The 18,473-nt window shown below is 69.5% G+C and carries 21 protein-coding genes; 15 read left to right on the forward strand and 6 right to left on the reverse strand.

Annotated features, from left to right (window positions below; genetic code table 11):
* The first annotated feature begins 23 nt into the window (after window positions 1-23).
* The 9 genes from atpB to ABZ815_RS07650 all read left to right on the forward strand — a co-directional run bounded on the left by atpB (window position 24) and on the right by ABZ815_RS07650 (window position 7,440).
* Complete coding sequence (gene atpB / locus ABZ815_RS07610; RefSeq protein WP_357695097.1) at window positions 24-821, forward strand: F0F1 ATP synthase subunit A; 798 nt, start codon at window positions 24-26, stop codon at window positions 819-821.
* A 69-nt stretch (window positions 822-890) separates the two neighbouring features.
* On the forward strand, window positions 891-1,121 hold the full coding sequence (gene atpE, locus ABZ815_RS07615; RefSeq protein ID WP_138666586.1) for an ATP synthase F0 subunit C: 231 nt from the start codon (window positions 891-893) through the stop codon (window positions 1,119-1,121).
* Window positions 1,122-1,153: 32 nt separating this feature from the next.
* Window positions 1,154-1,705: a F0F1 ATP synthase subunit B gene (locus ABZ815_RS07620; protein WP_357695099.1), complete on the forward strand. Its 552-nt coding sequence runs from the start codon at window positions 1,154-1,156 to the stop codon at window positions 1,703-1,705.
* Window positions 1,705-2,514 (forward strand): F0F1 ATP synthase subunit delta, encoded by an 810-nt coding sequence (locus ABZ815_RS07625; protein WP_357695101.1) that lies wholly within the window; start codon window positions 1,705-1,707, stop codon window positions 2,512-2,514. Before ABZ815_RS07620 ends, ABZ815_RS07625 begins: the two co-directional genes overlap by 1 nt.
* A gap of 40 nt (window positions 2,515-2,554) precedes the next feature.
* Complete coding sequence (gene atpA, locus ABZ815_RS07630; protein WP_357695103.1) at window positions 2,555-4,204, forward strand: F0F1 ATP synthase subunit alpha; 1,650 nt, start codon at window positions 2,555-2,557, stop codon at window positions 4,202-4,204.
* A 3-nt stretch (window positions 4,205-4,207) separates the two neighbouring features.
* Window positions 4,208-5,110 (forward strand): F0F1 ATP synthase subunit gamma, encoded by a 903-nt coding sequence (locus tag ABZ815_RS07635; RefSeq protein WP_357695105.1) that lies wholly within the window; start codon window positions 4,208-4,210, stop codon window positions 5,108-5,110.
* Between the two features lies 1 nt (window position 5,111).
* Complete coding sequence (gene atpD / locus ABZ815_RS07640; RefSeq protein ID WP_357695107.1) at window positions 5,112-6,560, forward strand: F0F1 ATP synthase subunit beta; 1,449 nt, start codon at window positions 5,112-5,114, stop codon at window positions 6,558-6,560.
* 68 nt (window positions 6,561-6,628) lie between these two features.
* Window positions 6,629-7,030 carry a F0F1 ATP synthase subunit epsilon gene (locus ABZ815_RS07645; protein ID WP_080042501.1) on the forward strand — a complete coding sequence of 134 codons (402 nt, stop codon included), beginning with the start codon at window positions 6,629-6,631 and terminating at the stop codon, window positions 7,028-7,030.
* Between the two features lie 29 nt (window positions 7,031-7,059).
* Window positions 7,060-7,440, forward strand: coding sequence for a DUF2550 domain-containing protein (locus ABZ815_RS07650; RefSeq protein ID WP_357695110.1), 381 nt, complete (start codon window positions 7,060-7,062; stop codon window positions 7,438-7,440).
* On the opposite strand, the gene ABZ815_RS07655 is transcribed toward ABZ815_RS07650, so the two are convergent.
* Entirely contained in the window at window positions 7,437-8,027 is a 591-nt protein-coding gene (locus tag ABZ815_RS07655) for a cob(I)yrinic acid a,c-diamide adenosyltransferase (protein WP_357695112.1), read from the reverse strand. The two genes, ABZ815_RS07650 and ABZ815_RS07655, sit on opposite strands and share 4 nt — an antisense overlap.
* 127 nt (window positions 8,028-8,154) lie before the next feature.
* On the opposite strand from ABZ815_RS07655, the gene ABZ815_RS07660 reads away from it, so the two are divergent.
* The 4 genes from ABZ815_RS07660 (at window position 8,155) to ABZ815_RS07675 (ending at window position 11,708) form a co-directional block, all read left to right on the forward strand.
* On the forward strand, window positions 8,155-9,051 hold the full coding sequence (locus ABZ815_RS07660; RefSeq protein WP_357695114.1) for an ATP-binding cassette domain-containing protein: 897 nt from the start codon (window positions 8,155-8,157) through the stop codon (window positions 9,049-9,051).
* Complete coding sequence (locus tag ABZ815_RS07665) at window positions 9,048-10,157, forward strand: ABC transporter permease (protein ID WP_357695116.1); 1,110 nt, start codon at window positions 9,048-9,050, stop codon at window positions 10,155-10,157. Before ABZ815_RS07660 ends, ABZ815_RS07665 begins: the two co-directional genes overlap by 4 nt.
* Window positions 10,158-11,327 carry a sensor histidine kinase gene (locus tag ABZ815_RS07670; RefSeq protein ID WP_357695118.1) on the forward strand — a complete coding sequence of 390 codons (1,170 nt, stop codon included), beginning with the start codon at window positions 10,158-10,160 and terminating at the stop codon, window positions 11,325-11,327.
* A gap of 63 nt (window positions 11,328-11,390) precedes the next feature.
* On the forward strand, window positions 11,391-11,708 hold the full coding sequence (locus tag ABZ815_RS07675) for an STAS domain-containing protein (protein ID WP_352324282.1): 318 nt from the start codon (window positions 11,391-11,393) through the stop codon (window positions 11,706-11,708).
* Window positions 11,709-11,877: 169 nt separating this feature from the next.
* Here the strand turns inward: ABZ815_RS07675 and ABZ815_RS07680 are convergent, their stop codons facing one another.
* The 5 genes from ABZ815_RS07680 to nucS all read right to left on the reverse strand — a co-directional run bounded on the left by ABZ815_RS07680 (window position 11,878) and on the right by nucS (window position 16,699).
* Window positions 11,878-12,462 carry a TetR/AcrR family transcriptional regulator gene (locus ABZ815_RS07680; protein WP_357695120.1) on the reverse strand — a complete coding sequence of 195 codons (585 nt, stop codon included), beginning with the start codon at window positions 12,460-12,462 and terminating at the stop codon, window positions 11,878-11,880.
* Between the two features lie 102 nt (window positions 12,463-12,564).
* Window positions 12,565-14,037: an aldehyde dehydrogenase family protein gene (locus tag ABZ815_RS07685; RefSeq protein WP_357695122.1), complete on the reverse strand. Its 1,473-nt coding sequence runs from the start codon at window positions 14,035-14,037 to the stop codon at window positions 12,565-12,567.
* 32 nt (window positions 14,038-14,069) lie between these two features.
* The gene (locus tag ABZ815_RS07690) at window positions 14,070-14,627 is read right to left on the reverse strand and encodes a GNAT family N-acetyltransferase (protein WP_357695124.1); all 558 of its coding nucleotides are present in this window, start codon (window positions 14,625-14,627) and stop codon (window positions 14,070-14,072) included.
* Between the two features lie 2 nt (window positions 14,628-14,629).
* Complete coding sequence (locus ABZ815_RS07695) at window positions 14,630-15,931, reverse strand: carotenoid oxygenase family protein (protein ID WP_357695126.1); 1,302 nt, start codon at window positions 15,929-15,931, stop codon at window positions 14,630-14,632.
* 105 nt (window positions 15,932-16,036) lie between these two features.
* On the reverse strand, window positions 16,037-16,699 hold the full coding sequence (gene nucS, locus ABZ815_RS07700) for an endonuclease NucS (protein ID WP_357695128.1): 663 nt from the start codon (window positions 16,697-16,699) through the stop codon (window positions 16,037-16,039).
* A gap of 36 nt (window positions 16,700-16,735) precedes the next feature.
* On the opposite strand from nucS, the gene ABZ815_RS07705 reads away from it, so the two are divergent.
* Together ABZ815_RS07705 and ABZ815_RS07710 are read left to right on the forward strand one after the other, a co-directional pair.
* On the forward strand, window positions 16,736-18,184 hold the full coding sequence (locus ABZ815_RS07705; RefSeq protein WP_357695130.1) for a 3-hydroxybutyryl-CoA dehydrogenase: 1,449 nt from the start codon (window positions 16,736-16,738) through the stop codon (window positions 18,182-18,184).
* Window positions 18,181-18,471 carry an ATP/GTP-binding protein gene (locus ABZ815_RS07710; protein WP_357695132.1) on the forward strand — a complete coding sequence of 97 codons (291 nt, stop codon included), beginning with the start codon at window positions 18,181-18,183 and terminating at the stop codon, window positions 18,469-18,471. Before ABZ815_RS07705 ends, ABZ815_RS07710 begins: the two co-directional genes overlap by 4 nt.
* Window positions 18,472-18,473: the final 2 nt, after the last annotated feature.

The raw sequence follows: 18,473 nt of genomic DNA on the forward strand, positions 1-18,473 counted from the left end.
TACGACGTTGAAGGGAACGCCGCGTGATTGCGCTGACGGTCCTCGCCCCCGAAGACAACTTCCGGGCGCCATCGCCCGATGAGCTGTTCAATTCGTTCACGCCGATCATCCCTGGGGTGAGCTGGTTCACCAAGCCGGTGCTGCTGGCGATGCTCAGCGCGCTCGTGGTGATCGCGGTGTGCTGGGTGGCCTTCGCCAAGCCGAAGCTCGTGCCGAGGGGCACCCAGAACGTCGTCGAGTACGGCTACATGTTCGTCCGCGACCAGATCGCCCGGCCGTTCCTCGGCAAGGACGCCGATCGGTGGATGGGCCTGCTGATCACGCTCTTCTTCCTGGTCCTGTTCTGGAACGTCCTGGGTGTGATCCCGCTCGCGCAGTTCCCGGTCGCCTCGCACATCGCGTTCCCGGCCGTGCTCGCGATCTCGATCTACGTGATCAAGGTCTACCTGGGCGTCAAGCATCAGGGCGGCATCGGTTACTTCAAGAACATGATGTTCCCGCCCGGTCTGCCCAAGCCGATCTACTTCCTCCTGGCGCCGATCGAGTTCCTCTCGAACATGATCATCGCACCGTTCACGCACGCGGTCCGACTGTTCGCGAACATGTTCGCCGGTCACATGCTGCTCGCGTTCTTCAGCATGGTCGGCTTCTGGTTCCTGTTCGAGAAGCTGACCCCCTTGGGTGCTCCCGTCGGCGTGGTGGGTGTGATCATGACGATCATCCTGACCGGGTTCGAGCTGTTCATCCAGTTCCTGCAGGCTTTCCTGTTCGCGATGCTGGCGTCGATGTACATCGGCGGCGCGCTGCACCCAGATCACTGAGAACCACATACCGGAATATCCATGACCGGTGGGACTCCCTTCACCGGCCGTCCAGTAAAGGAAATAGCAATGAGCGTTCTCGCTGAGGTCTCCGGCAACGTCACCGCCATCGGTTACGGTCTCGCCGCCATCGGCCCCGGCATCGGCGTCGGCATCATCTTCGGTCAGGGCGTGCAGGCCATCGCGCGTCAGCCCGAGGCTTACGGCCTGATTCGCCAGAACATGCTCCTCGGCTTCGTCCTCACCGAGGCCCTCGCCCTGATCGGTCTGGTCGCGCCCTTCATCTTCCAGGGCATCTAGGACCAGAAGAATTCTGACGAAAGGCTGCACCCATGATTAAGGCAGCTACGCTCCTCGCGCAGGAAGAAGGGGCGAACCCGCTCCTTCCGCACACGTTCGAGCTCGTCGTCGGTATCTTCTCGTTCCTCGTCGTCCTCCTCGTCGTCGGCAAGATTCTCGTTCCGCGCATCCAGAAGACTCTGGCCGAGCGGACCGACGCGATCGAGGGTGGCATCAAGAGGGCTGAGGAGGCCCAGGCCGAGGCGCAGAACCTCCAGCGGCAGTACGCGCAGCAGCTTGAGGAGGCCCGCCGCGAAGCCGGCAGGCTCCGTGAAGAGGCTCGCGAGCAGGCCGCGCAGATCAAGGCGGAGCTCCGCGAGGAGGCGCAGGCCGAGGCCCGTCGTCTCGTCGAGGCCGCGCACGCCCAGATCGAGGCCGACCGTGCCGCCGCGTTCGCGCAGCTCCGCACGGAGATCGGCCGTCTGTCCACGGACCTCGCGGGCCGCATCGTCGGCGAGTCCCTCGAGGACGAGGCCCGCCAGAGCCGCATCGTGGACAGGTTCCTCGACGAGCTCGAGAGCAGCAACGCGCAGGCGGTGCGCTAATGCGAGGTCTGAGCAGGACCTCGCTGGCAGAGGTCGAGGAGCGCTTCAACGCGGTCGCGGGCAGCGCCGACCTCGGCGCGCTCTCCGACGAGTTGTTCGCCGTCGCGGATCTGCTCGACCGCGAGCACGGCCTGCGCCGCGCGCTGTCCGACCCGGCCAGGCCCGGCGAGCAGAAGGCGGGCACCATCCGCGCCCTGCTCGGCGGCAAGGTCTCCGAGGCGGCCATCGCCACGACCGAGGCCGCGGTCTCGGCCCGGTGGTCGCGCGCCGGAGACCTGGCCGACTCGCTCGAACGGCTCGGCGTCGTCGCCGCTGCCGCTGAGGCGGAGAGCCAGTCCCGGCTCGACGACGTCGAGGACGAGCTCTTCCGCTTCGGCCGCATCGTCGCCGCCAACCCCGACCTCCGCCGCGCGCTCGCGGACGCGGCCGCGCCCGGCGAGGGCAAGCGGCAGTTGCTGAGCGACCTGCTCGGCGGCAAGGTCGCCCCCACCAGCCTGCGCCTGATCACGCAGCTGGCGGTGCACCCGCGAGGGCGTAGCCTGGAAATGGGCTTGGAGGAGCTCGGCCAGCTCGTGGCCCAGCAGCGCCAGCGCCTGGTGGCGGTCGTGCGCAGCGCGGTCGAGCTGTCCGACGCGCAGAAGCAGCGACTGGCCGACTGGCTGCGCACCTCCTACGGTCGTGACGTGCACCTGAACGTCGAGGTGGACAAGCGAGTGCTCGGTGGGTTCTCGGTTCGCATCGGCGACGAGATGATCGACACCACGATCGTGGGACGAATTGAAGAAGTCCGCCGCCGGTTGGCCGGCTGAGGCGCAGTGAGCGCCGAATGAATAGGGAGACAGAGTAGAGATGGCGGAGCTTACGATCCGGCCGGACGAGATCCGGGACGCGCTTGAGCGCTTCGTCCAGGCGTACGAACCGGAAGGCGCCGCGCGCGAGGAGATCGGGACCGTCGTCGACGCCGGCGACGGCATTGCCCATGTCTCCGGCCTTCCCTCGGCGATGGCGAACGAGCTGCTCGAGTTCGAGGACGGCACGCGCGGCCTGGCCCTGAACCTCGACCCCCGAGAGATCGGCGTCGTGGTCCTGGGCGACTTCAGCAGCATCGAGGAGGGCCAGACGGTCCGCCGGACGGGCGAGGTCCTGTCCGTGCCCGTCGGCGACAACTTCCTCGGCCGTGTGGTCGACCCGCTCGGCAACCCCCTCGACGGCAAGGGCGCGATCGAGTCCGAGGGCCTGCGCGCCCTCGAACTGCAGGCCCCCTCGGTCGTCCAGCGGCAGCCGGTGAAGCAGCCGCTGCAGACCGGCATCAAGGCGATCGACGCCATGACGCCGATCGGCCGCGGCCAGCGCCAGCTGATCATCGGTGACCGTGGCACGGGCAAGACGGCCGTCGCCGTGGACACCATCATCAACCAGCGCGACAACTGGCTCTCGGGCGACCCCGAGAAGCAGGTGCGCTGCGTCTACGTCGCGGTCGGCCAGAAGGGCTCGACGATCGCCCAGGTGCGTTCCCGTCTCGAAGAGGCCGGCGCCCTGGAGTACACCACGATCGTCGCCGCCCCGGCCTCCGACCCGGCCGGTTACAAGTACATCTCCCCTTACACCGGTTCGGCCATCGGCCAGCACTGGATGTACCAGGGCAAGCACGTCCTCATCATCTTCGACGACCTCACCAAGCAGGCCGACGCCTACCGCGCCGTCTCGCTGCTGCTTCGCCGCCCGCCGGGCCGCGAGGCGTTCCCCGGTGACGTCTTCTACCTCCACTCCCGTCTGCTGGAGCGCTGCGCCAAGCTCTCCGCCGACATGGGCGGCGGCTCGATGACCGGTCTTCCGATCATCGAGACCAAGGGCAACGACGTGTCGGCGTTCATCCCGACCAACGTCATCTCCATCACCGACGGCCAGTGCTTCCTGGAGACCGACTACTTCAACGCCGGTATCCGTCCCGCCATCAACGTCGGTATCTCGGTCTCCCGAGTCGGTGGCTCGGCGCAGATCAAGGCGATGCGCAAGGTGGCCGGCACGCTGCGTCTGTCGCTGTCGCAGTACCGCGACCTGGAGGCCTTCGCGGCCTTCGCCTCCGACCTGGACGCGGCCTCCCGCGCCCAGCTGGAGCGCGGTCAGCGCCTGACCGAGCTGCTCATCCAGCCGCAGTACTCGCCGTTCCCCGTGGAGCGGCAGGTCGTGTCGGTGTGGGCGGGCACGACGGGTGAGCTCGACGAGGTTCCGGTCGAGGACATCCGCCGCTTCGAGCAGGAGTTCCTCGACTACCTGCAGAGCAGCCACAAGGGCATCTTCGACAGCATCCGCGAGACCAACGAGCTGTCGGACGACGCGGTGACCAGCCTCAAGGACGCCGTCACGGAGTTCAAGAAGGGCTTCACCACCTCCTCGGGCGAGCTCCTGGTCAAGGACGAGCCGGTGGCGCCGCTCGAAGCCGGCGAGGTCGGCCAGGAGAAGATCAAGAAGGTCGTCCGTCCGGCGACGGAGAAGTAGCTCATGGGTGCCCAGCTAAGGCTGCTGCGGCGGCGGATCAAGTCGGTCAAGTCGACCGCCAAGATCACGCGCGCCCAGGAGCTCATCGCCTCCTCGCGGATCGTGAAGGCGCAGATGCGGATGCAGGCGGCGCTGCCGTACGAGCGTGAGATCACTCGCGCCGTCACCGGCGTCGTCAGCAACGCGGCCAGCGTCGACCATCCGTTGACCGTGGCGAAGGAGAACCCCGCCAAGGCGGGGGTCCTCATCGTCACCAGCGACAGCGGGTTCTGTGGCGGCTTCAACGCCAACGTCCTGCGCGAGGCCGAGGCCCTGCGCGGGCTGCTGGAGAGCCGCGGCCTGACGGTGGTGCCGTTCGTCACCGGCCGGAAGGGTGTCACCTGGCACACCTTCCGCAACCGTACGATGGGCGGCCAGTGGGTGGGCTTCTCCAGGAAGCCGGCCTACGCCGACGCCAAGGAGATCGCGCAGATCCTGATCGACTCCTTCAAGGAAGAGGCGGGGATCGACGAGATCCACATCGTCTCGACCGAGTTCGTCTCGATGCTGACCCAGAACGTCGTGGTCAAGCGCGTGCTGCCGCTGGAGGTCGAGGAGACCGAGGCGACGGCAAGCGAGACGATCCCGCCGTACTTCGAGTTCGAGCCCACCGCGGGCGACGTCCTCGAAACGCTGCTGCCGCGCTATGTGGAGTCCCGCATCTTCACGGCGCTGCTGCAGTCGGCTGCTTCGGAGGAGGCTGCGCGCCGCCGCGCCATGAAGTCCGCCACGGACAACGCCAACGAGCTGATCCGCGTGTTCACCATGCAGATGAACCAGGCTCGCCAGGCCGAGATCACCCAGGAAATCAGCGAGATCGTCGGTGGCGCCAACGCGCTGGCTGACGCCGCAGCGGGGAAAGAGTGAAATGACTGCAGAGGCTGTTGAGACTGTTGAGCCCACGTCGGCCGGTGCCGGTCGTGTGGCCAGCGTCAAGGGGCCCGTCGTCGACGTGGAGTTCCCCGTCGAGGCGATGCCCGACATCTACAACGCGCTCAACGTCGAGGTGACCCTCGGCGGCGAGACCAAGACCCTGACCATGGAGGTCGCCCAGCACCTGGGTGACAACCTGGTCCGCGCCATCTCCATGCAGCCCACCGACGGCCTGGTCCGCGGTACGGCCGTCACCGACTCCGGCCACCCGATCTCGGTGCCCGTCGGCGACGTCGTCAAGGGTCACGTGTGGAACACGCTCGGCGAGTCGCTCGACGTGCCGACCGCTTCGCTCCAGATCACCGAGAAGTGGGGCATCCACCGGCCGTCCCCGCCCTTCGACCAGCTCGAGTCCCGTACCGAGATGCTGGTCACGGGTATCAAGGTCATCGACCTGCTCACCCCGTACGTGCAGGGTGGCAAGATCGGCCTGTTCGGTGGCGCCGGTGTGGGCAAGACGGTTCTCATCCAGGAGATGATCCGCCGTGTCGCCCGCAACTTCGGTGGCACCTCGGTGTTCGCCGGCGTCGGCGAGCGCACCCGTGAGGGCAACGACCTCTGGCTGGAGATGGAGGAGGCGGACGTTCTCAAGGACACCGCGCTCGTCTTCGGCCAGATGGACGAGCCGCCGGGCACCCGTCTGCGGGTGGCCCTGTCCGCGCTGACGATGGCGGAGTACTTCCGCGACGTGCAGAAGCAGGACGTGCTGCTGTTCATCGACAACATCTTCCGCTTCACGCAGGCGGGCTCGGAGGTCTCCACCCTCCTCGGCCGCATGCCGTCCGCGGTGGGTTACCAGCCGACGCTGGCCGACGAGATGGGTGTGCTCCAGGAGCGCATCACCTCGACGCGCGGTCACTCGATCACCTCGATGCAGGCGATCTACGTGCCCGCCGACGACATCACCGACCCGGCCCCGCACAACGCGTTCGCGCACCTCGACGCGCAGACCGTTCTGTCCCGGCCGATCTCGGAGAAGGGCATCTACCCCGCGGTGGACCCGCTCGACTCCACCTCCCGGATCCTCGACCCGCAGGTCGTGGGCGAGGAGCACTACCGGGTGGCCCAGGAGACCAAGCGGATCCTGCAGAAGTACCGCGAGCTCCAGGACATCATCGCGATCCTCGGTATCGACGAGCTGTCCGAAGAGGACAAGGTCACCGTGCAGCGGGCCCGTCGGATCGAGCGGTTCCTGTCGCACCCGATGTACGCCGCCGAGGCGTTCACCGGCCAGCCGGGCGAGAACGTCCCGCTGGACGAGACGATCGCCTCCTTCAAGGGCCTGTGCGCCGGCGAGTACGACCACCTGCCCGAGCAGGCGTTCTTCATGGTCGGCGGCATCGACCAGGCCGTGGCCAAGGCCAAGGAACTCGAGCGTCGCTGATCGCCCTACGGTAGTGGCACGGGCGCGAGAACCCGTGCCGCTACCTGATCGGAAAGGAACCTACAGAAGTGGCGAAGCTACGCGTAGGGGTTGTCTCACCCGAGCGTGAGATCTGGTCGGGCGAGGCCGACATGGTGATTGCCAAGACCGTGGACGGCGAGATCGGTATTATGCCGCAACACGCACCTGTGCTCGGCGTTCTCGTCGAGGGCGGCGTGCTGCGCGTCAAGCGGGAAGGCGAGCCCGAGCTCGTCGCGGCCGTTCACGGGGGGTTCATCTCCGTGGCCGACGATGAGGTGTCGGTGCTCGCCGAGGTCGCCGAGCTCGGTTCCGAGGTCGACGTCGCGGCCGCCCGAGACGCTCTCGACCGGGCTCAGGCTTCGATCGAGGCCAACCAGGAGGACGCCGACGCGGCGATCGAGGCGAAGCGGGCCAGGGCCCGGCTGCGCGCGGCGGGCGAAGAGGTTTAATACATACAACGGGATTCAGGGGGGCGGCCATGGTGGCGACGGTTTCGGTTTTGTTGTTGCTGCTGGTCGCCCTCGTGGTCCTGCGAGGGATGACGCTGGCCCGCTCGCGCGGCAGCGTCCCCTGTCGGCTGAAAGTAGAGAGCCGGGGCTGGCAGAGCGGGGTAGCCCGCTACGCCGACGGTGAGCTCCACTGGATTCCGCTCATGAGCGTCCGTCTGAGGCCGCGCCACGCGATCGCGAGGCGCGGCCTCGTCGTTTCCGCCCGGCGTGAGATCGACGGCGGCCTCTACGCCGTCGACTGCGGCGGCACCACGCGCGGCCTGTCGCTGGCGATGAGCGCCGACGCGCTCACCGGGTTCCTGGCCTGGCTGGAGTCGGCGCCGCCCAGCGCGTACCTCGACGTCGCCTAGCGGGTGCCGCCGGGCTTCCAGAGGATCTCGTTGCCGCCGTGGGCGACCCGGCAGGCGATGAAGAGCAGGTCGGACAGCCTGTTGAGGTATTTGGCGGTCAGCGGATTGACGTCGTCGTGGGCCTGGAGCGCCGCCCACGTGGTGCGCTCGGCCCTGCGTACGGTCACCCGGGCCAGGTGCAGCGCGGCCGTGGCCGGGTCGCCGCCGGGCAGGATGAAGCTGCGCAGCGGCTTGAGCTCGGCGTTGAGCCGGTCGCACTGCTCCTCCAGCCGGTCGATGTAGGACTGCTCCACTCGCAGCGGCGGGAACTCCGGATCGTCCACCACGGGCGTGGCCAGGTCGGCCCCCACGTCGAACAGCTCGTTCTGGATGCGCACGAGGACCGCCACGAGGTCGGCGGACAGGGTGCCGTGGGACAGGGCCAGGCCCAGGCAGGCGTTGGCCTCCTCGACGTCGGCGTACGCGGCCAGCCGGGTGTCGGTCTTGGCGGCGCGGCTCATGTCGCTCAGGTTGGTGGTGCCGTCGTCGCCCGTACGGGTGTAGATGCGGGAGAGGACGACGGGCTTGTCCTTGTCGGCACGCGTCATGGACCCAGCGTAATGACAAATGTCATCCGAGCGGGACGCGCTTTCCATGTCACCTCCATGATTTCCACGACTACCAGGACGAACGCCATCAAAGCCACTATTTACCCATGACGAGAGAGAGGGCCTGATGCTCGAGATCAGCGAGCTGCGCAAGCGCTTCGCCGGCGGTCCCGACAGCCCCGGTGGCAAGGTCGCGCTGGACGGGATCAGCTTCACGGTACGTCCGGGCGAGATGTACGGCTTCGTGGGCGCGAACGGCGCGGGCAAGACGACGACGATGCGCATCGTCATGGGCGTGCTCCAGGCCGATTCCGGATCGGTGCGCTGGCGGGACCGGCAGCTGGGCCACGACGACCGGACGCGCTTCGGCTACATGCCCGAGGAACGCGGGCTGTACCAGAAGATGCGGGTCGCCGAGCAGATCGAGTACTTCGGCCGGCTGCACGGGCTCGCCCCGGCGGCGGCGAAGAAGGCCGCCGACGACCTCATCGAGCGGCTGGGGCTGACCGAGCGCAGGGGCGACGCGGTGCAGGCGCTGTCGCTGGGCAACCAGCAGCGCGTGCAGCTCGCCGTGGCGCTGGTGCACGACCCCGAGGCGCTGATCCTGGACGAGCCGTTCTCCGGGCTCGACCCTCTCGCCGTGGACGCCCTGGCCGGGGCCCTCCAGGAGCGGTGCAGGAGCGGCGTGCCGGTGATCTTCTCCAGCCACCAGCTCGACCTGGTGGAGCGGCTGTGCGACTCGGTGGGCATCGTCTCCGGCGGCCGGATGGTCGCCACGGGCACGGTGGCCGAGCTGCGCGCCGCCGAGGGCGAGACGTTGCGCGTGGACGTCCGCGACCCCGCGCCGGGCTGGGCCGACGGCCTGCCGGGCACGGTGGCCGTCCATGGCGACCTGCACACCCTGCGGACGACCGAAGGTGACGACCAGGAGATCCTGCGCCGCGCCATGAAGGCGGGCCGTGTCGAGCACTTCGGCGTCGAGCAGCCGACCCTCACCGAGATCTTCAAGGAGGCCGTGGCGTGAAAGGACTGATGCTGATCGCCCGCCGCGAGATCGTGACGCAGGTGCGCACGAAGACGTTCCTCGTCGGCCTGCTGGTGACCGTCATCCTGGTGGCGGCGGTGTCCTTCGCGCCCAAGATCATGGGCGGGAACGACTCGTACACGCTGGGCACGGTCAACTCCCAGCAGCTCCCGCTGAAGGCCGCCGCGCCGGAGGCCGAGTTCGAGTGGCGCACCTTCCCCGACGAGGCCGCGGCCAAGAAGGCCGTGCTGGCCGGCGACGTGGACGCGGTGCTGGTCAACGGCGACAAGGTGCTCACCGACGGCGAGGTCGACTCCAAGCTCGGCGTGCTCATGCAGAGCACCAACCGGGAGATGCGCCTCGGCGCGGCCGGGGTGACGATCCCGCCGCTGCAGATGGTCTCCGTGGGCGTGGACACCCGCTACCAGGCCGCCAAGACCGGGATCGCCGTGGTGCTGGTGCTCGTCCTGTTCATGCTGCTCATGGGCCAGGTCATGATGGTGGCCATGGGCGTGGTGGAGGAGAAGGGCAGCAGGATCGTGGAGATCCTGCTGGCGGCGGTGCGCCCGTGGCAGCTGCTCGCCGGGAAGATCGTCGGGCTGGGCGTGCTCGGGTTGATCAACCTGCTCACGATCCTCGCCGTCGGCCTGATCGCCACCTCGGCGTCGGGCTTCGCCGCCGACTTCCCACCGGGCATCCCGGGGCTGGTGGCCGCCGTGCTGGTCTGGTTCGTGCTCGGGTACGCGTTCTTCGCCACGCTCGCGGCGGCGTTCGCCTCGCTGGTCTCCCGCCAGGAGGAGGTGAGCAGCGTGATGTCGCCGCTGACGATGCTCATCATGGTCACGTACTTCGTGGCCTTCTACGCCACCAACGATCCCACGGGCACGCTGGCCACGGTCATGTCCTACATCCCGCCGTTCTCGTCGATGATCATGCCGGTCCGCATGGCGGCGGCCGACGTGCCGATGTGGCAGGTGGCGGCGTCCATGGCGGCGATGGCGGTGGCCGTGCTGGCGGTGCTGTCGTTCGGCGCCAAGGTCTACGAGCGGGCGGTGCTGCGGACGGGCGCCCGGCTCAAGCTCGGCGACGTGCTGCGCGCGGGCTAGATGGACGCGATCACGCGGGCACGCCGCTCGACCCGCCGGATGCTGAACTCGACGCTCGCGATCATGTGGATCTTCCTGGTCGCCTCGGCGGTGTTCGGCCTCGGCGCCGGGTCGGTCGGCTGGCTGCGGCTCGTGCCCGCGACGGTCGCCGCGCTCGCCTTCACCTGGCTCTTCGTCCGGGTCGTGGCCTCGGTCCTGGAGCGCCGGTATCCCACGAGAGAGATCGTGTGGACCGGCGCTCTGGCGTTCCTGGCGGCGGTGCTGGGCGGGGCCGACCCGATGGGCTGGGGGTTCGTGCCCATGGTCTGGCTGTCGGTGGCGGTGATCGGGCTGCCGAGCCGCCGGGCGCTGGCTTTGGGTGTGGCGACGTGCGCGGTCTGCATCGGGCTCGGCGCGCTGGCCGTGCTGGGCGGGACGGGTCTGCTCGCGGAGAGCGGTGACACCTTCCTCGTCTCGCTGGTCATCATCGCCGCCCTCGACGTCCTGTGGGCCGCGGCGCTGCCCTGCACCAACCGGATGTGGGCCTGGATCTGGACCCTGGCCGTGCAGGCCCACGACGGCCGCGAGGCGCACACCCGGCTGGCGCTGGCCGAGGAGCGGCTGCGCTTCGCCAGGGACCTGCACGACCTGGTCGGCCACCAGCTCTCCGCCATCGCCGTCAAGACCGAGCTGGCCGTGCGCCTGGCCGACGCCGACGTCCGGGCGGCCAAGGACGAGATGGCGGAGGTGAACACGCTGACCCGCAAGGCCCTGCGTGAGCTGCGGCAGGCCGTGCGCGGCTACCGCGAACTTGACTTGACCGCTGAGCTGAATAGCGTGAGGGGAGTGCTCGAAGCGGCGGGCGTCCGCTGCGAGGTGCGTCTGCCGCACCGCGAGCTGCCCCCGGGGGTCGCGCCGGTGTTCGCCTACGCGGTGCGCGAGGCGGTCACCAACGTCCTGAAGCACAGCGCCGCGACCTTCTGCGACATCACGCTGCGCTTCACCGACCAGGAGGCGGAACTGGCGGTGCGCAACGACGGAGTGGCTCGCAGGCAGGCCGAGGACCTGGGCAGCGGGCTGATCGGCATGAGTGAGCGGATGGCCGCCGTGGGCGGGAGCATGACGGCCCTTCCCATCGGCGACGGACAGTTCCTGCTGACGGCGGTCGTGTCACTGCCGATAGCTGGGTAGAGGAGGAGAGCGGGGGTTTCGATCCCGGCGACCACACGCCGTGTGCGTGACTGAGGAGGTGGCATGCGCGTCCGGCGCAATCCACGAGGCCAGACGGTACGGATCGGTGCCCGGCTCGACGCCGGCACGTCGGCCGGCGTGCGCGAGCGGCTGCACGCCGCGCTCGACGCCGGCGAGGGCGACCTCATCCTCGACCTCTCCAAGCTGGAGATGATCGACGCCACCGGCCTCGGGGTGCTGGTCGGGGCGCATCGGCGCGCGATCAGCGTGCAACGCCGCCTCGTACTTCGGGGGGTGCCCCCGCGGATCATGAGGATCCTGGCGGTGACCCGGCTGAATCGGGTCCTGCACGTCGAGGTTCCCGCGGCCGCGGTGGCCTGAGGTCACATATCGGGGCCGGGTGCCGATCAGCCGTCGCCCGCGCCCTTTCCACGAGCCGAATATAGATGGAATGTAGATTTCGGGTCGGCCGCTATCATGGGCGTGGGCTCCGGGAAAGAACTTCGAAAGTGATTATTTCGTGACCCCATCACTGCGGGTAATCGGCGGGTCACGACGGACTCAGGCTGCGGATGAAGATGTGCACGGCCACCTCCACGAGTTCGTCGATGCCCGGCTGCTCCTCGGCCAGTATCCATTCGATCAGCAGCTCTTGTAGTGCGCCAATTACGCCAAGTGCCACCAGTCGCCGATTGAGCGTCGGGCCCTGCGGGAAATCCGCCGAGGCCTCCTCCACGAGCCGGGCGAAGGCGTCCACCGCCCGCTGACGCGAGGCTGTCAGGACGTCGCCCGATCTGCGCACCTCCAGGTGCATGATGCGGGCCCGCCGCCAGTCGGCGGCGGCGAACTCGATATAGGCGCGAATCCCCGCCTTGACTCTTCCGTCAAGCGTGCTCGGCGCCTCCTGTAACGCTTTGGCCACAACCGCGAGGCTTTCCTCGACGCACCGCTCGTGCAGCGCCTGGAGCAACTCCTCGCGGCCGCCGAAACATTCGTAGAAGGCGCGGTTGGAGATCCGCGCCTCCGAGCACAATCTTTCGATGGTCGTCGCCGCGAAACCTGGTTTCGCGTATAGCGTGTAGGCGGCCGTCATCAGCCGCTCGCGTCTGTCCGCCAGCCTTTGCTCGGCCGACATTCCCCGGTAAGACCGGTTCACATTCCACCCGTCCAACATGATCGTGGCCCCCAGAGCACACAATTATGGACGGATGATCGGATTTGGGAAAGAGCGCGATGATTATCTTTTACGTCGCCCGTGCAAGAACGTGACAAGCCTGATCAGTCGCTCAAGCTCATCGGGCCCCCTCCTGAACGAGGTCAGGTTCATGCCGGGCAGGGCGAAGCGCTGGCGGGAGACCGCCTTTGGCCTGGTGAACTCGCGTAGGCCGTCGGCGCCGTGGATGCGGCCGAACCCCGAGTCGCCGATTCCGCCGAACGGCAGCGCGGGCACCCCGGCGAAGGAGATCACCGAGTTGACGGCGGTCATCCCGGTACGCATCGCGCGCGCGAGCTGCGTCGCCCGGCGGGCGTTCCGCGAGAAGATCGTGCCCGCCAGCCCGTACGCCGAGGCGTTGGCCAGCTCCAGCGCCTCCTGCGCGTCGCGGGTGCGCCGGACGGTGATCGTCGGCCCGAACGTCTCCTCCCGCACGGCCGGCGAGTCCTCCGGCACGTCCGCCACGATCACCGGGTCCACGAACGGCGCCCGTACGGAGTCGGGGCCGCCTGTCACTACTTTTCCGGACTTGGTGGCGTCGTCGATGTGCCGCCTGATGATGTCGAGCTGGGCGGGCATGGTGATCGGGCCGTAGTCCTGGCCTGCCTTGACCTTGGCGGCCCGCTCCGACAGCTCCCGCATGAACGGCTCGTACACCGCGTCCACCACGTAGACCCGTTCGACGCCCGCGCAGGTCTGGCCCGCGTTCGACATCGCGCCCCACAGGCAGGCGTCGGCCGCGGCGGGCAGGTCGGCGTCGGCGTCCACGATGAAGGCGTCCTTGCCGCCGCACTCGGCCACGATGGGCGTGAGGTTCTCCGCGCACGCCGCCATGACCCGCTTGGCGGTGGCGGTGGAACCGGTGAAGGCCACCTTCCGCACCCGGGGGTCGGCGGCCAGCGCCGCGCCGGTCTCGCCGAGCCCGGTCACCGTCTGCAGCACCGGCTGCTCGGGCACCGACTCGGCGAACAGCTCCGCCAGACGCACGCCGACCCCGGGGGTGAGCTCGCTGGGCTTGAACACGACGGCGTTGCCGGCCGCCAGCGCGTACGCGATGGAGCCCATCGGGGTGAACACCGGGTAGTTCCACGGGCCGATCACGCCGACCACGCCGAGCGGCAGGTATTCGAGCGTGGCGGCCAGGTTGAGCCCGAGCATGCCGGTGGCCACGCGGCGGCGGCCCAGCACCTTGGCGGCGTTGCGGGCCGCCCAGTCGAGGTGCGTGACGGCCAGCACGATCTCCAGCGTGGCGTCGCCGACGGGCTTGCCGGTCTCCTCGTGCACGAGCGCGGCCAGCTCCCGCAGCCGCCGCGTGATGACCGCCTTGTAGTCGAGCAGGCGGCGCCTGCGCTCCCCCGGAGGCAGGGCCGCCCACCACTCCGCGGCTGCCCCGGCCCTGGCCACCGCCTCGTGCACGGCCTGGGCGTCGTGTTTCGGGTGACTGCCGACGACCTCGCCGGTAGCCGGGTTCAGTGAGTCGAACGTCAGCGTGGACATGGCGTCACGATAAACCGGTAAGCCGTCGCTTACTAGCTCTGGGGTGGGCGCAGCATCCCCCAGACCGGCGGCCCGTCCGGCAGCGTGAACCGCTCGGTGACCACGAACCCGAACCGCTCGTAGAAGGGCACGTTGGACTCCTTGCTGCTCTCCAGGTAGATCGGCAGGCCGCCGCACCTGGCCAGGCCCGCGCGCATCAGCGCGCCGCCGACCCCGGTGCCCTGGAGCTCGGGCACCGTGCCGAGCTGGGCCAGGTACCAGTAGGGGCCGGCGGGCTTGTGCCGGGCGAACTCCGCCTCCAGCAGCAGGCCCTGGTGCACCCGGTCGCCCATGGCCTCGACCAGGCCGGGAATCGCCGCCTCGTCGTCGGGACGGTGGCCCGGCGGGTCCCACAGCGCGACCCCCGCCACGGCGCCGCCCCCGCTGGGCGCCGTCTCGGTGATCGCGTGCGTGTGCCGGGCCAGCGTGGCGAACATCCCCGCCGCGCCCCGGTTGCCGGGCAGCAGCCACCCGATCACCGGATCGTCGTGGAAGGCCCTGGCCAGCGCCTGGCCCGCGGCGTCGAAGTCGTCCGACTCCCTGACGTCCACCGTCACCCCTCCGCGAACCACGAGCCGTGGAAGCCGGCCGGCACCCGCCTGGGCAGCCGCACCGACGCGACGTCGGACAGATCGCTCGCGTCCAGCACCACCAGCTCGGACGACTCCCCGGAGGTGACGATCGACAGCAGCCACCCCTCGTCCTCGCCCTTGGCTCCCTCGGCCGGCACGAAGACGGCCTCGCCGGTGCTGCCGCCGGTCCTCCTGACCTGGGTGGAGCCGTCGCGCTGGTCGTACTTGACGACGGCCTCGGCGCTCACCGTGTAGAGGTAGCGGCTGGGCCGTCCGAGCAGGTCCTCGTTGAACGTGGGGAACTCCACGCCGCGGTCGTCCAGCGCCTCCTCCTTGGCCGTGCCGTCGGCCGGGTCGAGGATCCAGCGGTGCAGGGCGGCGGCGCCGGCGGCCCCCGCGTGCCTGGCCGGGTCCGCCGCGCCGCCGATCTGGTCCCAGACGGTGGACCAGGCTTCGGGGGAGTAGCGGGCGGCGTTCAGGACGACACGTCCCCGCTCGTCCTCCCAGGCGTTGCCGACGTGGAACACGTAGCAGGGGTCGACGTCGAACCAGCGCGTCGGGCCGCCCGTCCGGGGGGTCACGCCGATCCTGGCGCCGTAGCCGTCCTCCCAGGCGTACGGCATGCCCTGGCGGTTGAGGTCGAACACCACGGGCAGGTCGAGCCAGACCAGGTGGTGCTCGGTGACGGCGAAGTCGTGCATCATCGTCGGCCCCGGCACCTCGATCTCCCTGCTCTCCACCAACTCGCCGGCGGCCGAGAGCCGGTGGTAGGTGAGGAACGGCGGGAAGTACCCGTAGCCGAAGAAGTGCAGCTCACCGGTGAGCGGGTCCTGCTTGGGGTGGGCGGTCATCGCGGTGGTCAGCCGTCCGCCGAAGTCGCACGGGCCCACGGTGGCCAGCTCGGGCGTCACCTCGTGCGGCAGGCCGTTCTCCACCAGCGCCAGGATGCGCCCGGCGTGCCGGACGACGTGCGTGTTGGCCGTCACGGCGGCCCGATCGACCCCGGCGTCGGAGACGAACGGCGCGTCGTCGGTGAACTTGCTGGTCCGCACCCACCGGTTGCGGTACCACTCGGCCCGCCCGTCCCGCAGCCGGACGCCGTGCAGCATGCCGTGCCCGGCGAACCAGTGACCGGGGTCCTCGCCCGGCCGGGGGTTGGGCCCGTTGCGGAAGTAGCGCCCGGTCAGCTCGCCGGGGAGCACACCCGTGACCTCAAGGTCACGCGCCTCGATCTCGTCGGGCACGGGCGCCAGATCGCCGCTGAGGTACGAAGGAACGCTCATGAACACTCCAATCTCGATAGGTCGAAACTAGAATGTCCATGAGCGACCTGTCAACACAGGAATGTCAGGCCATGAGAAATCCCGGCCCGTTCGGGGCCGGGAGGGTCAGAAGAGGGTCGGGTTCTCCGGCTCGATGCCGCGCAGGGCGTCGTAGTCGAGGGTGACGCAGTCGATGCCCCGGTCGGTGGCGAGCACCCGCGCCTGCGGCTTGATCTCCTGCGCCGCGAACACCCCGCGCACCGGCGCGATCAGCGGGTCGCGGTTGAGCAGGTCCAGGTAGCGGGTGAGCTGCTCGACGCCGTCGATCTCGCCGCGCCGCTTGATCTCGATCGCCACCGTCGCGCCCAGCGCGTCACGGCAGAGGATGTCGACCGGGCCGATGGCCGTCATGTACTCGCGGCGGATCAGCGAGTAGCCCTCGCCCAGGGTCGTGATGTGCTCGGCCAGCAGCTCCTGGAGGTGGGCCTCCACGCCGTCCTTGATCAGGCCGGGGTCGACGCCCAGCTCGTGGCTGGAGTCGTGGATGATCTCCTCCATCGTCAGGACCAGCTTCTCGCCGGTCTTGCCGTGGGTGACCGTCCAGGTGCCGCCGTCCTCCTTGAGCTTGCACGGCGGGTTCATCCAGTTGAGCGGTTTGAAGGCGCGGTCGTCGGCGTGGATGCTGACGCTCCCGTCCGCCTTGATGAGGACGAGCCTAGGCGCCATCGGCAGATGTGCCGTGAGCCGTCCGATGTAATCCACGCTGCATCGCGCGATGACCAGCCGCATGACGTCCCACCTTAGCGGCTCTGGAAAACTGGTCGCATGGCGTTTGAAACGGTGGCAGTTGTCGGGCTCGGCACGATGGGTGCCGGGATCGCCGAGGTCTTCGCGCGCGCCGGGCTGCGGGTGATCGGCGTCGAGGCCGACGTCGAGGCGCTGGCCCGAGGGCGCGGGCACGTCGAGCGCTCCACGGCCAGGGCGGCCGACCGGGGCAAGCTGACGGCCGAGCAGCGGGCCGCGATCCTGGGCCGCATCACGCTGACCACCTCGCGCGAGGACCTGCGCGAGGTCGACCTCGTGATCGAGGCGATCCCCGAGGTGCTCGACCACAAGATCTCGCTGTTCCAGGACCTCGACCGCATCTGCAAGCCCGAGACCGTCCTGGCCACCAACACCTCCTCGCTGCCGGTCACCGCCGTCGCCGCCGCCACGGGCCGGCCCGATCGGGTCGTCGGCATGCACTTCTTCAACCCGGCGCCGGTCATGCGGCTGGTCGAGGTGGTGGGCACGGTGGTGACCGCGCCCGGGGTGGTCTCCGAGGTCTGCGAGCTGGCCGGGCGGCTGGGCAAGACGGCCGTCCCGGCGGGCGACCGGGCCGGGTTCGTGGTCAACCGGCTGCTCCTGCCCTACCTCAACCACGCCGCCGTCCTGCTGGAGCTGGGCATCGCCACGCGCGACGGCATCGACGACGCCATGCGGCTGGGCGTGGGGTTGCCGATGGGGCCGTTCGCGCTGCTCGACCTGATCGGGCTCGACACCGCGTACGAGGTGATGGAGGTGCTGTTCGACGAGACGCGTGACCGCCGGCACGCGCCCTCGCCGCTGCTGCGCGAGCTGGTCACCGCCGGGCTGCTCGGCCGCAAGACCGGCCACGGCTTCTACGGGCCGCAGGAGCCGCCCAAGGAGCCGGAGAAGTCGACCGTCATCACCTTCGGGATCGACGGGCCCGACGTCCACGGGCTCGGCGAGCGGCTGCGGGCGTCCGGATTCCGCCCGTCCGATTCGCCGGACACCGTGCTGCGGTGCACCGATCGTCCCGTGATCGAGTACGCCGCACGCCTGTCCGACCCCACCAGGATGGTCGGCGTGCACGTCGTCGGCGACAAGGTGGCCGAGCTGGCCGGCACCGCGCTCACCTCGCCCGGGGCCGCCAAGGCGGCGCGCGACCTGATGCGGGTGGCCGGTCTGGTGCCCGTCTCGTGCAAGGACCGGGCCGGGTTCGTGGCCGACGCCCTGCTCTTCCCCTTCCTCAACGACGCCGTCCGCATGTACGACGCCGGCTACGCCTCCATCGCCGACATCGACGCCGCCATGCGGCTGGGCTGCGGCTACCCGGCCGGCCCGTTCGAGATGCTGGGCTACCTCGGCCTGGCCAGGGTCCGCGACGGCCTCAGGGCCCTCTACGCCGAATACCGCGAGCCCGCCTTCGCCCCCGCCCCCCTGCTCGACCAGCTCGTCACCGCCGGTGTGAGCGAGTTCCCCCGCTCATGAGCCCCCGCCGCGCCCGCCGGCGGGACGACTCCCGCCCTCTCGGCCTTCCCGCCGGCAACGACAAGGTGGAGGAATGGCCGGACGGCGACTGGAAGGTGCGCATGCTCACGGGCGCGTCCTCGACCAAGACCTACCGCTGCCCCGGCTGCGACCAGGAGATCCTGGGCGGCAGGCCGCACCTGGTCGCCTGGCCCGACTGGCCGGGCGGCGACGAGGAGCGCCGCCACTGGCACCCGACCTGCTGGCGCAAGAGACTCGACCGCGGCCCCGGCCGCAGCCGCTACTAGGA

The organism is Nonomuraea sp. NPDC047529 (assembly GCF_040642995.1).
Taxonomy (GTDB): Bacteria; Actinomycetota; Actinomycetes; order Streptosporangiales; family Streptosporangiaceae; genus Nonomuraea.

What these genes read in the sequence shown, in the direction of transcription:
- ABZ815_RS07680 (WP_357695120.1), bottom strand. Translation starts at nt 12,462, where the DNA reads ATGTCGGCCGAGCAAAGGCTGGCGGACAGACGCGAGCGGCTGATGACG.
- ABZ815_RS07695 (WP_357695126.1), bottom strand. Translation starts at nt 15,931, where the DNA reads ATGAGCGTTCCTTCGTACCTCAGCGGCGATCTGGCGCCCGTGCCCGAC.
- ABZ815_RS07650 (WP_357695110.1), top strand. Translation starts at nt 7,060, where the DNA reads ATGGTGGCGACGGTTTCGGTTTTGTTGTTGCTGCTGGTCGCCCTCGTG.
- atpE (WP_138666586.1), top strand. Translation starts at nt 891, where the DNA reads ATGAGCGTTCTCGCTGAGGTCTCCGGCAACGTCACCGCCATCGGTTAC.
- atpA (WP_357695103.1), top strand. Translation starts at nt 2,555, where the DNA reads ATGGCGGAGCTTACGATCCGGCCGGACGAGATCCGGGACGCGCTTGAG.
- ABZ815_RS07655 (WP_357695112.1), bottom strand. Translation starts at nt 8,027, where the DNA reads ATGACGCGTGCCGACAAGGACAAGCCCGTCGTCCTCTCCCGCATCTAC.
- ABZ815_RS07675 (WP_352324282.1), top strand. Translation starts at nt 11,391, where the DNA reads ATGCGCGTCCGGCGCAATCCACGAGGCCAGACGGTACGGATCGGTGCC.
- nucS (WP_357695128.1), bottom strand. Translation starts at nt 16,699, where the DNA reads ATGCGGCTGGTCATCGCGCGATGCAGCGTGGATTACATCGGACGGCTC.
- atpD (WP_357695107.1), top strand. Translation starts at nt 5,112, where the DNA reads ATGACTGCAGAGGCTGTTGAGACTGTTGAGCCCACGTCGGCCGGTGCC.
- ABZ815_RS07625 (WP_357695101.1), top strand. Translation starts at nt 1,705, where the DNA reads ATGCGAGGTCTGAGCAGGACCTCGCTGGCAGAGGTCGAGGAGCGCTTC.
- ABZ815_RS07670 (WP_357695118.1), top strand. Translation starts at nt 10,158, where the DNA reads ATGGACGCGATCACGCGGGCACGCCGCTCGACCCGCCGGATGCTGAAC.
- ABZ815_RS07660 (WP_357695114.1), top strand. Translation starts at nt 8,155, where the DNA reads ATGCTCGAGATCAGCGAGCTGCGCAAGCGCTTCGCCGGCGGTCCCGAC.
- ABZ815_RS07710 (WP_357695132.1), top strand. Translation starts at nt 18,181, where the DNA reads ATGAGCCCCCGCCGCGCCCGCCGGCGGGACGACTCCCGCCCTCTCGGC.
- ABZ815_RS07685 (WP_357695122.1), bottom strand. Translation starts at nt 14,037, where the DNA reads ATGTCCACGCTGACGTTCGACTCACTGAACCCGGCTACCGGCGAGGTC.
- ABZ815_RS07620 (WP_357695099.1), top strand. Translation starts at nt 1,154, where the DNA reads ATGATTAAGGCAGCTACGCTCCTCGCGCAGGAAGAAGGGGCGAACCCG.
- ABZ815_RS07705 (WP_357695130.1), top strand. Translation starts at nt 16,736, where the DNA reads ATGGCGTTTGAAACGGTGGCAGTTGTCGGGCTCGGCACGATGGGTGCC.
- ABZ815_RS07635 (WP_357695105.1), top strand. Translation starts at nt 4,208, where the DNA reads ATGGGTGCCCAGCTAAGGCTGCTGCGGCGGCGGATCAAGTCGGTCAAG.